This is a genomic window from Pseudomonas sp. NFACC02, assembly GCF_900110765.1.
GTDB lineage: Bacteria > Pseudomonadota > Gammaproteobacteria > Pseudomonadales > Pseudomonadaceae > Aquipseudomonas.
On sequence record NZ_FOEO01000036.1, the window covers coordinates 39,419 to 54,893 of the forward strand.

Sequence of the window (15,475 nt, forward strand, 5' to 3'; positions counted from 1 at the left end):
TGTTCGCGCATAAGGAGTTGTCATGTCCCCGGTTTCCACCCTTTACTTCCACACGGCGTCACTCAGGCAGCGGTTTCTCGCCGACCTCGACGATGCGGTACAGGCCAGACGCCTGGATGCTCTCGAGCGGGAGTGGCTGCAAGGCGCCACTCGAAACGTTACCGAGGATGAAGCGGACCCCCTCCGGGTCGATCGACTGATCTCCGAGGGAGATGTGGCGACCTCGTTCGAGCTGGCCGCCGCGTTGATGCTTAGCCATGCCTCCGGGCAGCGTCCTGTTGTGTATTTACAGACGCTGGCCGGCGGCATTGAACGTTTCGAAGACCGCAGTGCCTTGTTGAGCGCGCTCAGAAGTCGCTTCGCCGAAGGCGATGTCGACGCCTCCTTCGAGTACGAGCGGATCGAAACTGACACGTTTCAGGCTCAGATGCTGGCGATCATCGACTATCAGGCCGACGGCGTCGGTCAACTGACCGAGGCGCTTCAAGCACTGCCCTCCGTGACAGAGGCGGTGACGCATGCGTTGGCGAAACAACTGCGGGACACGCTGCCAGACCAGCCTGTGAATGCTGAAACCCACCTGCTGCAGCTGGTCCGCACGGCGCAGGGGGCTGACACCGAGGAGGTGGTCATTGCCCAACCGTTGGCGGAAGCGGCGTATGACGAGTATCGAAACGTCGCCCTGTTCGAAGGCGTCCAGCGCCGGTTTCTCGATGCCAGCGGTTTGCAGGCCAATGCCGAAGACTCGCAACGCTTTGCTCAGGCGTTACGCATGGCCGCCGTCAAGGCGCCGGAGCATCATCAGTTGTTACTCAAGGCGTTCTGGAATAGACGCTGGCAAAACCAGCGTACCCATCGCGATCTGGCCATTCAAAACTTCGCCACACGTTTTCGCGACGCGTTATACCGTCGTTATCACGAGGGTGGATTCGATGCGGCAAAGCTTGAACAACTGCGGCCGTTTTTGCACTCGGTGAAAGGATCGTTACCGGTAAACAGGGGGGGGAGTTTCCATCAACTGGCTATCCGTGTGGGCGACCATGGGCCGCTGGCACTGGCGGGAACCTTTGTGTTTGACTTCGGCGCAGCGACAGCGACACCGTCGGCGATCTGTTGGTTTTCGCCTGAGCACACATTGTCTGAGCTCGATGATCTGGAGGCATTGTCTGCGCTGCTGTCGAGTCCTGCGGGGCGTGAGCGACTGAGGCCTTGCCTGGCGCTGGGCGATCAAGCGGTTTTACAGAAAAGTGAACCGATCCAGGTCAGTCTGCAGCCCTTCGAAAGTGAAGGTTTGTATGCGGCCTGTGTGGACGCGATCCTGGCGTTGCAGTCCCGGAATCTGACTTACGTTTCAGCGTTGATGACCTCGCCTGAGAGGGTTTCATCGATGGTTGACGATGCGCTGGACATCCGCTCGCTTCTAGACCCGCGTCAGTTGCATTTTACGGCTGGACGCTGGCGTGAGACCGGTCCGGTCAATTTCGGCGCGACCTGGCGCGGTGAAGCCTCCGACAACGGGATAGAGGGTGTGCTTCAGACCCCCGTCGGCCAGACGGCAATCAGCAGCCAGGAAGAAAGCAGTTACGGCAGCAGGATCCGGTTCCTGCCACCCTCCTGGCTTGAGCGGATAAAGGCGCTCGACTTGCGTGCCCACGACCTCGCACGGATCGGGAACGGGCTGATCCAGCATGCAGAGCACCGGCTGCAACAATACCTGTGCGTGTTGGACAGCTCGACGGTGTCCGCAAGGGATATCCGTGTTCAGTGGTTGCAATCGGCACCAGAGGATCGTTCCGATGTTCAGGCGCAGGCCATTGCCGTCAGCGAGTCGGCGCAAGCACTGTCCATGGACCTGGTGTCATTGTTGCTTGAGCGGGTCAGCGGTCATCGTCTCGACGAAGTGGCAGTGCAGGCGCGGGTGCTCAGAAAGGCTTCGGGTGCGTACGGCGATGGGCCGGTAGCCCATCTCGATGCGGTGTTGATCAATCACATGCTGGACACCATCGCGCCGGATTTTACGGAACAGTATCTCCAGCGCTTCAAGGCGTCACGACGGTGTATCTGGCGTGACGGCGACCGTCAGATGCCTCCGGCCACGGTGGCGATGAACCTGCGTGAGGACATTCTGCGTCTGGACATGAAAGTCCAACGACGTTCGCTGGTGATTAACCCCGAGTCCATCAGCATGATTGAGCAGGTGCTCGATCGGCCGGTCCGCGCGTTGCGTGCCGGCATCGGTGACGCTGTGACCGAAGTGTTTTCCGTTTCCGTGGTATTCGGCAACAACCGATCGGCACTGCTCAGCGAAGCCATGGTGCTCCTGCAGCCGCAGCACCCTGACCGCGGCGTCATGCTATGGAGCGGCGTACGAGGCTGGCGTTTCGCAGCGTCCATCGATCAGATGCAGCGCCGTGTACGCCAGCATTTTCAGCATTCAAAACGGGAAGACTGGTTGAATCTGCTCGGTGAGCATGACAGGTCCCTGTTACGTCACCATTTGCAGCAACCCGCCGGCAATCAGATACGTATTCGTCTGGACCGAGTCGACGGGCATGCGATCGAAGCCCTCCAGCAAAGCGCGCTAAGCCGCCAGGAGCAGGACCTGCAGCAACTGTGTAGCCGCGCCGTCCGCTGCCGGTTTGAGGCTGAGCTCTTTTCTCGGGTGGCGCAGGCAACGGAAATCGACGCGCAGTTGCACAGAATGCTGGACGGGTTATCCGTGCGTATCGGCAACCGATTGTTGGCCGCCATGCTGCCGCCGTGGATGCAGAGGGCCTCGGTCAGGGAACTGGTTCGTTATAAAGAAGTGCTGGAGCGTTATTTCATGGCCATTCAGGGCGAGGAATTTCTCTTCGAAATTCCGACGCTCCACGCGTACGCGCGGACCTCGCTGGTAGAACGGCTGGGTAGAGATTTTCCGAACCAGTCGTTGGACCCTGACGATGTTACGGTGACATTGCGCCGTTATATTTCAGCTTTTCCTGTCCCCGGGGAATTGCCATCCGGGGTTCCGGCAGCCGCCCTTGTGAAGAAGGAGTCGCTGACCGAGTACGCACTCAATCGTTTTGCCAATGTTCAGGATGCAGCGCTCAGCGCCAGCTCTGCGCGCTATCCCCGCGTGGAGGAGCTGTTGACCCCTGACTACCTGCGACAAACCGTCAGAGAGCTTGATGTCGGCGCTCGGTATCTGGCGTTACTGCAGCAGGCATTTACCCCTGAGGACGCCAATTACCATCTGCGTTATCACTGTTTTCTGGAGCAGCTTCCCCCCATGCTGCTGGTGGTGGCATTGCAGCAGAAACTCGAAGGTAGCCTGAGCGAGCAGGCCTATCACTTCCTTGAACGGGTAATGGACATGCCAGACGGTATTGCCCGTGAGCCGGTAGGGGATATGCACGTGATCCTCAGCCCGTTGCAACTGGTGGCAGACACCGGCATGACGCCGGATCCCGTGCAGGGGGCTTACGTCATATGCCCGCGCGAACACGGGCAGGGCCCGGTGATTCTGTACACCAGCTATCACGATGAGTTCGTCTTTCGGGAGTATCCAAGTCAGGCCGCGCTCGCAGACGATATTTGCCGCGATGACAAGTTGCAGAAATGGCTGCTTGAACGCGTCGAGCCCGCGGCGCGCAAAAGGTATGACCATGGTGGCTTCTTGGAGCCGCATCTGCCGTTCTCGACGGAGGGCGCGGGTAATGTGCCGTTTCGAGCGCCAGGCCCCGTCACGATCGCGATCAGCGAGGTCAAGGGCAGTGCCTTGAAGTTTCTCTTTCTCGACACACTCAACGTCATTCTGAGAATCGCCAAGGCCAATGCCGTGACCACCGAAGAGGCGGATCAGTTATCCAGAAAGTTTCTGGCCACGCTGGCGCTTGAGCAGGCGCTGTCATTGTTGCCGGGCAAGCTGGGCGCTGTGGTGGCGCTCTGGCAGAGCCAGACGTTATTCCGGGCGTCGGCTGCGTCGGCATCGGGACGGCACTGGGGGGAGGCGTTGTCCGAGTTTTCCGCAGCGTTGGGTGTGCTTGCTTCGGCACGTGAGCAGGCGCTGGAGGAGCTGATTCTGGACGGCGAGCGACCCTCCACGATGCCCGAAGAGCAACTGGATACACCGGCGTTTTCCTGGAACGGCGGTGTGTTGAGTGCTGAGCAGCAGCTGCGGCTGCAAGCGCTGGAAGCGAAAAACGTTGCACTGGACGAATTGCGGCACGACGAATTGCTTAGCCTTTATGTCGATGGGCGTTCGGGCAACTGCTTTGCCGCAGTGCGGGGGAGGGTTTACCAGGTCAGACAGACCGCCAGCGAAGACCGGTGGATGATTGTCGGCGCCGACGGCACACCAGGGCCTCGGCTGAGGCTGGACGATAACCAGCGATGGGAGCTGGACTTGAGCCTTGGCCTCAAGGGTGGCGGAGGAATGTTAACCACCCTGCGCAACGAGACGATAGACGCAGAAATCGAGGAAAGCCTGGTGATAAAGGCCACCGGCATGCCTGAAATCCGCCAGCATTTTCGCGACCATGCACGGCGCATAGGTCGAGCTCACTTACAAGCCAAGCAATATCTCGAAAACTGCCTGGACAATCTTCATGTGCATCAGCGCAACGAGCCTCTGGACGACCGCGCAGCGCGGATCATCGGCGATTTTTTTGGTGTAGACCGGCCAGATACTTCGCTGTTGATTGATGTGGAGCGAGCAGTGAAATCCGTGTTCGACGCGCTCATGGACTCGACCCTGTCACCGTATTCGTCGCCACGTTATGTGATTGGGGATAATCGCCAACCGGGTGATATGACCAGCGCCTTTGTGATCAAAAGCGATGTTAGACAGAGAATCTTCCTGACCGAGCGATTCTTCAATGTCCCGTCCTATAGCCTGAATCCGTTAGCGACTGCTGAAGGGTTTGAGTTGGGCGCCCATTATCGTGCGGCGACGCTGATTCATGAGTTAACGCACCTGGCCAACGACACCCACGACATCATGTACCTCGAGACTTCGACACCGTATCCAGATCTTCTGCTGGCCGACACTGAAGACAATGCGCTTCTCAAGGCTGACGTGGAGAGCTTGCAACGCGAGGGCTTGTCGCACCTGTCCAGGAGAAGTGATTTATTCCTCACGCTTGAGGAGGGTCAATGGCGTGATCTGAGCCGTGAAGATGGCAAGGGCAAAAGCGCGATATTGCGCATTACCGGCAAAAAGACGCTGGATGAGGCGCGGGACGTGTTCCTCAGCGATGCAATCAAACGCCGGGAGATTCTGTTGAAGAACGCCGATTCGGTGACGCTGCTGGTGCTGTCGCTGGGTCGGCGCAATTTCGTGATGCCGAACCCGTGAGGGGCTCGGCGTCGACAGGGGTTACAGCGCGTAATGCCTTAACTCACGAGCGATCAGCAGCCGCTGGATCTCGCTGGAGCCTTCGTAGATCTGGGTGATGCGGGCATCGCGGTAGTACTTCTCGACGGGGTAGTCTTCGAGATAACCGTAACCGCCGTGGATCTGTACGGCCTTGGAGCAGACCCACTCGGCCATCTCCGAGGCGAACAGCTTGGCCTGGGAGGCTTCTGACAGGCAAGGCCTGCCCGCCGTGCGCAAGCGTGCGGCGTGCAGGACCATCAACCGCGATGCGTTGATACGGGTGTGCATGTCGGCCAGCAGGTTGGAGACGCTCTGGTGTTCGATGATCGGTTTGTCGAACTGCACCCGCTCGCGCGCATACACCAGCGCCGCCTCGAAGGCCGCACGCGCGATGCCCAATGCCTGGGCGGCAATGCCGATGCGTCCGCCTTCAAGGTTGGAGAGCGCGATGGCCAGCCCTTTGCCGCGTTCGCCCAGCAGCCCCGACGCGGGAATCCGACAGTCGCTCAAGGTCACCGCACAGGTGTCCGAGGCGCGAATGCCCATCTTGTGCTCCATGCGGTCGACACGATAACCAGGGTTGTCGGTCGGCACCAGAAACGCCGAGATACCTTTCTTGCCAAGGTCGGGGTCGGTGACCGCGAAGACGATCGCCAGTTGCGCGCGCTTGCCGTTACTGACGAACTGCTTGGCACCGTTGAGCACCCATTCACCGTCCTTGAGCTCGGCGCGGGTGCGCAAATTATGGGCTTCGGAACCGGCCTGCGGCTCGGTCAGGCAGAAACAGCCAATGGCGTTGCCGCTGGCCAGTTTTTCCAGCCATTGCTGCTTCTGCTCGTCGCTGCCGTAATTGAGCACCGGCCCGCAGCCCACCGAGCTGTGGACGCTCATCAATGTGCCGGTTGCAGCGTCGCCGGCAGAAATCTCTTCCACCGCCAGGGCGTAAGCGACGTAGTCGATGTAGGTGCCGCCCCATTGTTCCGGGACGATCATTCCCAACAAGCCCAGTTCACCCAGCTTGGTGACCAGGCCGTCGTCGATCCAGCCGGCCTGCTCCCAGGCTTTGGCGTGTGGCGCGATCTCGTTACGCGCGAATTCGCGCGCCATGTCGCGGATCATGATCTGTTCTTCGGTCAGTTCAAGGTCTTGCATAGGTTATGCCTCATGACCGCTGAAAAAACTCGCCACGTGTTCCGCGTTCAACGCTTGCACGGTGGGCGGATTCCATTGCGGTTTCTTGTCTTTGTCCACGATCAGCGCGCGGACGCCTTCGATCAGGTCGCCCCGTTCGAACCACTGCCGGTCCAGATGCAACTCCAGCTCGAAGCAGCTTTCCAGCGAAACATGGCGACCCCGGCGCAGCAGCTCCAGGGTTACCGCCATCGCCAGGGGGGAACGGGTTTGCATCAGGTAGGCGGTGTCGACGGCCCAGCCATGGGTATCGACGACGGTCACTTCCAGCAATTGCTCGATGATGCTCGGGATATCCGGGAGGGCAAAGAAGTGATCGATGGCCGGGCGCAATTTTTCCAGTGGCGGATCCGGCAGTCGCTGCACGGCGATTTTTGCCAGCGCGCCTTGCAGGTCTTTGAGCGGGGTCAGGGTCCACTTCAGGTTGTCAAGCAGTCGGTCGAGATCAGTCAGTCGAGCGCTCTGCAGATACCAGTCAGCCAGACCGCAGTACAGCGCGTCCGCCGCCTGGATCTGCACGCCGGTGACGCCCAGGTAGATGCCCAGTTCACCGGGCACGCGAGGCAGGAAATAGCTGCCACCGACATCCGGGAAATAGCCGATCGCCACCTCTGGCATTGCCAGTCGGCTGCGTTCGGTCACCACACGCAGATCCACCCCTTGCGCCAGGCCCATGCCACCGCCCAGCACGAAACCGTCCATCAGGGCCATGACGGGTTTACGGTAGTGATGAAGGGTGAGGTCCAGGGCGTACTCTTCGGCAAAGAAGGCCTGATGCCGGGTCTCGCCGTTTTTGAAGCTGTCATAGAGCGCGCGGATGTCACCGCCCGCGCAGAAGGCCTTGTCTCCCGCCCCGCGCAACACCACCGCGTAGACCCGGTCGTCGGTGGCCCATTCGTCCAGTTGACGCTGCAACTGGCGGACCATGTCCAGATCGATGGCATTGAGCCCTTGAGGGCGATTGAGGGTGATGTGACCGATATGATTGCGTACGTCGGACAGAACGGTGTCGCAGGCCGGTTCGTGACCTGATGACTTGGCCGATACTACCTGTGCCGTCATTGCAGACTCCCTGTAGCTTTTGTTATTGCTCGTTCAGGCGGCTGTGTTTGAGCCGCATTCCATGAGGTTCAGCCGGGATGCTAACAGCGCAATTTTGCAAATGACAATGAAGAATCGTGCAGGGCGGGTGTGCACGTTTGCATGGGGGGACGGGCGCTCAACGATACAAGTCGGCCCGTCCCCCCGGCAGGCAAGGTGTCACGCGTGCAGGCTGAACAGCGCCATCTGCGGTGCATCGCTGATCCAGACCTGGTTGACCGACCATCCGGCAAGGGCCGCCAGTTCGGTAAACGACTCCACCGTGAACTTATGCGAATTCTCGGTGTGCAACCGTTCACCGGCAGCGAAGTGGAAGCTGCGGCCCGCAATGTTGACCACCTGTTCGACCTGACTCACCAGGTGCATTTCCATACGTTCCCGTTCGGCATTCCAGACCGCCAGATGATCGAATGCCTCGATGTTGAAGTTGGCGCTCAGCTCACGATTGATACGCGTCAGCAGGTTTTTGTTGAAGCGTGCGGTCACGCCCTCGGCATCGTCATAGGCTGCCACCAGGGTGTCGGTCTCCTTGACCATGTCCACACCCACGATGAAGTGAGCGTTTTTGCCCAGTACATCGTGTGCCGCCTGCAGAAACGCCACCGCCTCTTCGTGGGTAAAGTTGCCGATGGTCGAACCCGGAAAGAAACCGACGCGGGTGTGGCCTTCAGCTTCCTTGGGCAGGGTCAGCACCCGGGTGAAGTCGTCGACTTGGGGCGCAACCACCAGTGTCGGGTACTTCTTGCGCAATGACTGCGCCGCCTTGTTCAGGGCAGTGGCGCTGATGTCGATCGGCACATAAACGGCTATGTGTGGCGCGGCGTCCAGCACCAGCCGGGTTTTTTCGCTGGCACCGCTGCCGAATTCGACCAGCGCGGCGCCATCCGGAATCGACGCGGCGATCTGATCCGCAATCCCCTTCAACAAGCCGGTTTCGGCGCGTGTCGGGTAATACTCGGCCGTCTCGCAGATGGCCTCGAACAGGTCCGATCCCGCCGCATCGTAGAAATATTTAGGCGACAGTGTCTTGGTCGGTGCCGACAAACCTCTTACGACATCGCGTGCGAATTCGCTGTCGTTCGGATTGACCACGCCCGGTTGGCGGCTGTCACGGGCCAGTCGCAACCCGGCGACCATCCAGCGTTTTTCGGTCTGAAAGAAGTTGCGATAGGTCAGCCGACAGTGATCGGGCGAGGTCACACTGGCCCCCCCTCGCAGCACCATCTGGTTGACCATGAACTTGCCGTTGTACTCACCCACGGCGCCGGCCGAAGGCTTGAAGCCGGGGTAGGGGCTGTAGGCACTCTGTGTCCATTGCCAGGCGACATCATCGACCTGCTCCAGCAAGCCTGCACGGGCAGCGGCTTCCCATTCTGCTTCGGTTGGCAGGCGTGCATCGGCCCACGTGGCAAACGCGGCGGCTTCGTAGTAACTGATGTGCGTCACGGGAGCGGCCGGGTCGATGGGCTCCATTCCACGCAGGCTCATGCGTTTCCAGCCGTTCTCGTCGTGGTGCCAGTAGAGCGGCGCGTTCCAGCCGTTTTCCTGAACTATCGTCCAGCCTTCGGACAACCACAGTGCGGCGGTGTGATACCCGCCATCGGCGATGAAACTCAGCCATTCGCCATTGGTCACCAGCCGATCGCTGATTTCGAAGGATTGCAGGTAGGTGGTGTGGCGCGGGCCTTCATGATCGAACGCGAAGCCATTGCCATCGTGGCCGATTTGCGTCAACCCGGCACTCAGCGGCTTGAACTGGCCACGCCGTCCGGCAGCGTCCTTTGGCCAGGCGGTGTCATAGGCGGGCTTGAGCGACGACAGGCTGAACAGGTGCAGAATGTCCATCAGCAGCAGTTCCTGGTGCTGCTCCTCGTGGGCAAGGCCCAGTTCGATCAGGCTGGTAACTTCGTCTGACAAACGGCTCATCAGCAAGGCCGACATGTGCTCATCGACGTGTTTGCGATAGGCCAGTACCTGATCGACGCCCGGGCGAGTCATCAAGCCCCGTTGCGGCCGGGGATGACGCGGGCCGACCGCTTCGTAATAAGAGTTGAAGAGATAGCCAAAGGTCGGGTCGAACGGTGTGTAGTCCGGGAGGTTGGGCGCCAGCAGGAAGGTCTCGAAAAACCAGGTGGTGTGAGCCATGTGCCACTTCGCCGGGCTGGCGTCGGGCATCGACTGCACCACCATGTCCTCGGCACTGAGCGGGGCAACCAATTGTTCGGTGCGACGACGAACGCCTTGATAGCGCTGGCACAGGGGGTACGTGGCGGGTGTTTCGCGAAGCGGGCGTGAGTGGCGCGTCATCGGGTGGTCTCCGGATCTTGCCGGCGCCCGGTTGGCTGGAGTCGATGCAGCCAGGCGGTACGGCTTTCCTGCGTTCTTCTCATGAGCGGACCGCGACAGTGCGCGTTGCGGCCCGAATGTTGTATGGCAAAACGATGGAGCGATGCAGCGGGACCCTGGCCGGAGCCGACTCAGTGAATCTCGAACGTCACCCTGTCCGGGTAAAACGCGACATGGCCTTCGATTTGCTTCACCGAGGGGTACGCCTCTTCGTAGGTCCAGACGGCGTTTTCAGCGGTTTCGCCGTTGGCGTTCAGGCTGAAGTAGCTGGCATCACCCTTGTAAGGGCAATGGGTTCGATGTTCGGTTCTTTCGTAATGTTCAATCGAAATATCCGAGCGGGGCACATAAATGACTGGCGGATAGCTGGCTTCTTTCAGTTCGATTGCGTTGTCGCTCTGTGCGACCTGCACGCCCCTGAAGCGAACCGTCAAACGGCCATTGAGTGGGGAAAGGGTGATGGGGTGATCGGGACCTGGCATTTTCATGACGACCAAACCTTGAGGTGATGAGGGCAGGGGAGTGTCGAGGACCTGAGGTTTCAGAGGGGCGTCGAGCCGTTGACACTCAGTGTTGACACTCGATAAGGACAAGCAGTTTAGTAGCAGGCAATCGCCGTAAACGTATTTTTTACGCGCCGGCTCTTTCAGGTCGCGACGGCCAAGGGTGTACTGCTCACACGACGAGGACGGTGCGTATCAGCCGAAAGCCTGAACCTGAGGCGTCACTGGCAGTCTGCAAGTAAGCGCACCCCTGTACCAGACAGCGGTGGGTTGCCAGACGAAAGTACTTTTTTCAGCTCATGACTCAGTGGGGACAGGCATGAATGATCTATCCAGTTTGCTCGCGGCGCTTGATCAGGCGCAGGCCGGGCAACAGGAAGCAGTGATCGCCACGGTGGTCAAAGTCGAGGGCTCGGCCTACCGGCGGCCCGGTGCGAGGATGGTCATTGCGCAATTGGGCGAAGCCACGGGTACCGTCAGCGGTGGTTGCCTGGAAAGCGACGTCAGCAAAAAAGCCTGGTGGTTGACCGCCAGCGGCAAACCGTCGATTCGCACGTACAGCACGGGCGAGGATGACGATGAGCTGGAAGAAGCCGAGCTGAGCTTTGGTCTGGGTTGCAATGGCACGGTGCACATTCTTTTCGAGCGCGTGTTGCCCGCGGACGAGAGTCTGGTGGTGGCGCTGCTGCGTGAAGTCAAGGCCAGCGGCCACGGTGCGGCGTTGGCCACGGTCATTGCCTCGCCCAATGAGCGCCAGGTCGCAGTCGGTGAGCGGGTGGCGTTGTCCCCGTCGTTCGGGTTGCGCACGCAGATGCACGAGCGGTGGCTGTCGCAGGCGATTGCCGACGATTTGCGCGCGGTGCTGGAGGCCCGTCGGTCTGCCACGCGCACGTATGAAGGGGCGGGTGGCGACGTCGAAGTGCTGCTGGAGTACATTCCGGCGCCACGCCGGCTGGTGATTTTTGGGGCTGGCCATGATGCTTCTCCGCTGGTGAGCATGGCGCGCTTGCAGGGTTGGCACATCACGGTCATCGATGCGCGCGCCCACTTCGCCCGTCCCCAGCGCTTTCCCGAGGCCGATCAGGTTCTGGCGGCGCCGCTTGAGCCCTTGCCTCAACTGGCAGCGATGGTGGCCGATGCTGCCGTGGTGGTGATGACCCACAGCCTCACGCAGGATCGTCACTGGCTGAGCCAGGTCTTGAACGGCGCGCCGCGTTACATCGGTCAACTGGGGCCGCGCAGCCGTACCGAGCGTTTGCTGGATGAAATGCCTGCCCGGTTGCGCGAAGGCCAGGCGTTCTCCACCTTGCATTTTCCGGTCGGCCTGGACCTGGGGGGCGATACGCCGGACAGCGTGGCACTGTCGATCCTCTCGGAGATCAACGCGGTGTTCAACGGGCGCGCGGGTGCCATGCTCAAACACCGCGAAGCGAGCATCCATGCCGTGGACATGAAGCTTGATCAGGCGGCGGGGTTGCGGATGATCGGGTGAACACTGCACATCCTTCAGCAGCCTCTAACTTCCCTTGAGTCGATCCACTTTCATTCGAAAAATAATGCCGAATCGTCATCACGCACGAGCGGCCGGTGAGTACTATCGTCCTGATCATGGTCTCAGGACAGCATCCATCAGGTCCGCTCGATGAACGACAAGTACACGCCTCATAACTGGGCTCCCCATGAGCGGCCGACCATACCCGGCTCGCCTTCCACCCCTTTGCATTCGACGCCCAAGCGATTGGCGTTTGCCGTCGTCGGCGTCATCGTCGCGCTCACCGGCGGATTGGGTAACGCGCTGGTCGTCGCCAACCTGCAATACCTGCAAGGGCCGCTGGGCGCCACCCAGGCAGAGATCGCCTGGCTGCCAGCGGCTTACGTCATGACCAATGTCTCGATCAACCTGCTGCTGGTGAAGTTTCGCCAGCAATACGGCCTGCGTGCGTTCACCGAGGGTTTTCTGGTGCTGTATGCGCTGGTCACCTTCGCGCATTTGTTCGTCAACGACATCAGCTCGGCCATCGCGGTACGGGCGGCCCATGGCATGGTCGGCGCGGCGCTGAGTTCGTTGGGGCTGTATTACATGATTCAGGCCTTTCCTCAAAAGTGGCGAATGAAGGCGCTGGTGTTGGGGCTGGGGACCGCGCAATTGGCGATTCCGCTGGCCCGGCTGGTCTCCGAAGACTTGCTACAGATTGCCGAGTGGCGCGGGTTGTATCTGTTTGAACTGGGCATGTGTCTGTTGTCTTTGGGCTGTGTGCTGATCCTCAAACTGCCGCCGGGTGACCGCTTCAAAGCCTTCGAAAAACTCGACTTCCTGACCTTCGCGTTACTGGCGTCAGGCTTTGCGGCCCTGTGCGCAGTGTTGTCGCTGGGACGCATCGAGTGGTGGCTGGAAGAGCCCTGGATCGGCATCGCGCTGGCCTTTTCCATCGTGACGATCTGTGCAGGGCTGGCGATTGAACACAACCGCACCCGACCACTGTTGATCACCCGCTGGCTGGGCAGCGGGCGGATGCTCAGGTTTGCCTTGAGCGTGCTGTTGACACGCATTGTTCTGTCCGAGCAGGCAACCGGCGCGGTAGGGTTTTTACAAGGACTGAACCAAGGCTCGCAGCAACTGCACACGCTGTACCTCTTCATGCTGCTGGGCAGCGTTGCCGGGTTGTTGGTCAGCGCACTGACCATCGACCCACAGCACCTGTTCAAGCCACTGATCATCTCGCTGGCGTTGATGGCCATCGGTTCCGGCATGGACAGTTTCTCCACCAGTCTGACCCGGGAACCGCAGATGTATTTCAGTCAGTTCTTGCTGGCCTTTGGCGGCACGTTTTTTCTGGGGCCGACGCTGGTGTTGGGCATCAGCGGCGTGATCAGCAACCCGCGTAACATGGTGAGTTTCTCGGTGATGTTCGGGATCACCCAGAACGTCGGCAGCCTGATCGGATCCGCCTTGCTGGGTACGTTTCAGGTCTGGCGCGAAAAGTTTCATTCGGCCCACCTGGTCGAGCACCTGACCCTGCTCAACCCTCAGGTCCAGTCACGTGTGCAGAGTTCAAGCGGGTCTTTGCTTTCGACGATCGCCGACCCCTCCTTGCGTAATAGCCAGGGCATCCGCACCTTGGCGACGGCCGCGACCCGTGAGGCCAATACGCTGGCTTACAACGACGTCTTCATGCTGATCGCCGTGATTGCGGTCCTGACGATGATCTGGATCACCGCCCGTGCGACCTGGCTGTGGATCACCACTGAACCCGTGGCGCCGTTCACCGCGTCGGCACCCGCACCTACCTCCGTTTCCTCTTCTGGCGCGCATTCTTCATGACAGAACCTGGCAATCCTTCGGACAAGACTTCAGGGGACGCGTCCGGCAACCCCGCACAATCGGCACCCACGACAGGACCGGCACCTGCTCCTGCCGTGATGCCCGCCACGACGCAACCGCGCTCGGCACGCGTTCGTCTGGTGTCCTCGATCCTGTTTGGCGGCGTCGCACTGGCGGGCGTGCTGATCGTGCTCTATGCCTGGCAACTGCCGCCATTCAGCAGCCCCATCGAGAGCACGGAAAATGCGCAGGTGAGGGGCCAGACGACGATCATTTCGCCGCAATTGAGCGGCTACGTCTATGAAGTGCCGGTGCAGGATTTTCAGTGGGTGAAGGCGGGTGACCTGCTGGTGCGCATCGACGACCGGATTTATCAACAGCATCTGGATCAGGGTCTGGCGCAGTTGGGGATTCAGAAGGCGGCGCTGCAGAACAACCTCCAGCAACGGCGCAGTGCCGAAGCCACCATTGTGCAGCGTCAGGCGAGCGTTGCGAACGCCGAGGCACAGAGTCAGAAAGCAGCGGCGGACCTGCGCCGCAGCAATGCGCTGGTGACCGATGGCTCAGTGTCGAAAAGCGAACTGGACGTGACCCGTGCAGCCGATGCTCAGGCGCGTGCGGCGCTGGCCGAAGCCAAGGCGTCACTTGAAATTGCCCGGCAGGATCTGCAAACGGTGATCGTCAATCGCGGGTCGCTGGAAGCGTCGGTCAAAAACGCCGAAGCCGCCATTGAACTGGCACGTATCGACCTGACCAATACCCGCATTACCGCGCCGCGTGACGGTCAGTTGGGGCAGATCGGTACGCGACTCGGCGCATACGTGAACGCCGGCGCGCAGTTGATGGGGCTGGTGCCGCGGCCGCGCTGGATCATCGCGAACATGAAAGAAACCCAGATGGCCAATGTGCGTCTGGGCCAGCCCGTCTCGTTCACGGTCGATGCGCTGGAGAACCGCAAGATGCGGGGGCGAGTGCAGCGGATCTCGCCGGCCGCGGGGTCGGAATTCAGCGTATTGCCGGCTGACAACGCCACGGGCAACTTCGTGAAGATTGCCCAGCGCATTCCGGTGCGTATCACGGTGGATGAAGACCAGGATGATCTGACGCGTTTGCGTCCGGGGATGTCGGTGGTGGTCAGTATCGACACCAGTCAGGACGGGCCGATTCCGCCGGATCCGGTGGATGGGTCGATTGAGCAGCAGTAAACGTTCAGCCGGCCTCCCGAGCCTCCAGCCTGCGTCGTTTGATCGCTCCCACGCTCCGCGTGGTAACGCAGTGACTGACGCTCTGCGTCACTGTGGACGCAGAGCGTCCTGAAAGGCATTCCCACGCAGAGCGCGGGAACGATCGCATGCTGCTTTGCTTTTGATTCTGCCTGAAAGGCGTAGCCGCCGGGGATCGGCGGCAAACCCGGTGCATGCGGAGTGTCAGGCATAACCGGGTCGCCTGATTTTGCTGCCGCTTCGCGCCAGATCGCGGGACAAGCCACGCTCCTACAGTAAAGAGTAGCGCGGGGAGATTGATGCACGCATCAAAGAAAGCGATGAGCGCTAGCTCCAGCCAGCGCTGTTCGTACACGCGATGGTCCAGACACCACAAATCGCGACTTGGGTGCAGGCCAAACGCAGACGACGCGCAGTGGGTCGAGCGGCA

8 protein-coding genes are annotated in these 15,475 nt (G+C 60.5%); 4 read left to right on the forward strand and 4 right to left on the reverse strand.

Going from position 1 to position 15,475, the window contains the following annotated elements:
- Positions 1-22: 22 nt before the first annotated feature.
- On the forward strand, positions 23-5,338 hold the full coding sequence (locus tag BMY73_RS22015) for a dermonecrotic toxin domain-containing protein (protein ID WP_092409735.1): 5,316 nt from the start codon (positions 23-25) through the stop codon (positions 5,336-5,338).
- A 21-nt stretch (positions 5,339-5,359) separates the two neighbouring features.
- Here BMY73_RS22015 and BMY73_RS22020 read toward each other — a convergent pair whose 3' ends face one another.
- The 4 genes from BMY73_RS22020 to BMY73_RS22035 all read right to left on the reverse strand — a co-directional run bounded on the left by BMY73_RS22020 (position 5,360) and on the right by BMY73_RS22035 (position 10,485).
- The gene (locus BMY73_RS22020) at positions 5,360-6,511 is read right to left on the reverse strand and encodes an acyl-CoA dehydrogenase family protein (protein WP_092409737.1); all 1,152 of its coding nucleotides are present in this window, start codon (positions 6,509-6,511) and stop codon (positions 5,360-5,362) included.
- Positions 6,512-6,514: 3 nt separating this feature from the next.
- Positions 6,515-7,612 (reverse strand): enoyl-CoA hydratase/isomerase family protein, encoded by a 1,098-nt coding sequence (locus BMY73_RS22025; protein ID WP_092409740.1) that lies wholly within the window; start codon positions 7,610-7,612, stop codon positions 6,515-6,517.
- 198 nt (positions 7,613-7,810) lie between these two features.
- Positions 7,811-9,958, reverse strand: coding sequence for an ergothioneine biosynthesis protein EgtB (gene egtB, locus BMY73_RS22030; protein WP_092409742.1), 2,148 nt, complete (start codon positions 9,956-9,958; stop codon positions 7,811-7,813).
- 170 nt (positions 9,959-10,128) lie between these two features.
- A complete protein-coding gene (locus BMY73_RS22035) occupies positions 10,129-10,485 on the reverse strand; it encodes a DUF427 domain-containing protein (RefSeq protein WP_092409744.1) in 357 nt (118 codons plus the stop codon).
- Positions 10,486-10,819: 334 nt separating this feature from the next.
- Here BMY73_RS22035 and BMY73_RS22040 point away from each other — a divergent pair, with 334 nt between their 5' ends.
- The 3 genes from BMY73_RS22040 to BMY73_RS22050 all read left to right on the forward strand — a co-directional run bounded on the left by BMY73_RS22040 (position 10,820) and on the right by BMY73_RS22050 (position 15,027).
- Positions 10,820-11,992 (forward strand): XdhC family protein, encoded by a 1,173-nt coding sequence (locus tag BMY73_RS22040; RefSeq protein ID WP_092409746.1) that lies wholly within the window; start codon positions 10,820-10,822, stop codon positions 11,990-11,992.
- Positions 11,993-12,142: 150 nt separating this feature from the next.
- Positions 12,143-13,822, forward strand: coding sequence for an MFS transporter (locus BMY73_RS22045; protein ID WP_092409748.1), 1,680 nt, complete (start codon positions 12,143-12,145; stop codon positions 13,820-13,822).
- Between the two features lie 98 nt (positions 13,823-13,920).
- Positions 13,921-15,027 carry an HlyD family secretion protein gene (locus BMY73_RS22050; protein ID WP_371914995.1) on the forward strand — a complete coding sequence of 369 codons (1,107 nt, stop codon included), beginning with the start codon at positions 13,921-13,923 and terminating at the stop codon, positions 15,025-15,027.
- The last annotated feature ends 448 nt before the right edge of the window (positions 15,028-15,475 follow it).

Bases quoted from the DNA above. Each gene is read 5' to 3' on its own strand.
- BMY73_RS22020 (WP_092409737.1), bottom strand. From the start codon at position 6,511: ATGCAAGACCTTGAACTGACCGAAGAACAGATCATGATCCGCGACATG.
- BMY73_RS22050 (WP_371914995.1), top strand. From the start codon at position 13,921: ATGCCCGCCACGACGCAACCGCGCTCGGCACGCGTTCGTCTGGTGTCC.
- BMY73_RS22040 (WP_092409746.1), top strand. From the start codon at position 10,820: ATGAATGATCTATCCAGTTTGCTCGCGGCGCTTGATCAGGCGCAGGCC.
- BMY73_RS22015 (WP_092409735.1), top strand. From the start codon at position 23: ATGTCCCCGGTTTCCACCCTTTACTTCCACACGGCGTCACTCAGGCAG.
- BMY73_RS22035 (WP_092409744.1), bottom strand. From the start codon at position 10,485: ATGAAAATGCCAGGTCCCGATCACCCCATCACCCTTTCCCCACTCAAT.
- egtB (WP_092409742.1), bottom strand. From the start codon at position 9,958: ATGACGCGCCACTCACGCCCGCTTCGCGAAACACCCGCCACGTACCCC.
- BMY73_RS22025 (WP_092409740.1), bottom strand. From the start codon at position 7,612: ATGACGGCACAGGTAGTATCGGCCAAGTCATCAGGTCACGAACCGGCC.
- BMY73_RS22045 (WP_092409748.1), top strand. From the start codon at position 12,143: ATGAACGACAAGTACACGCCTCATAACTGGGCTCCCCATGAGCGGCCG.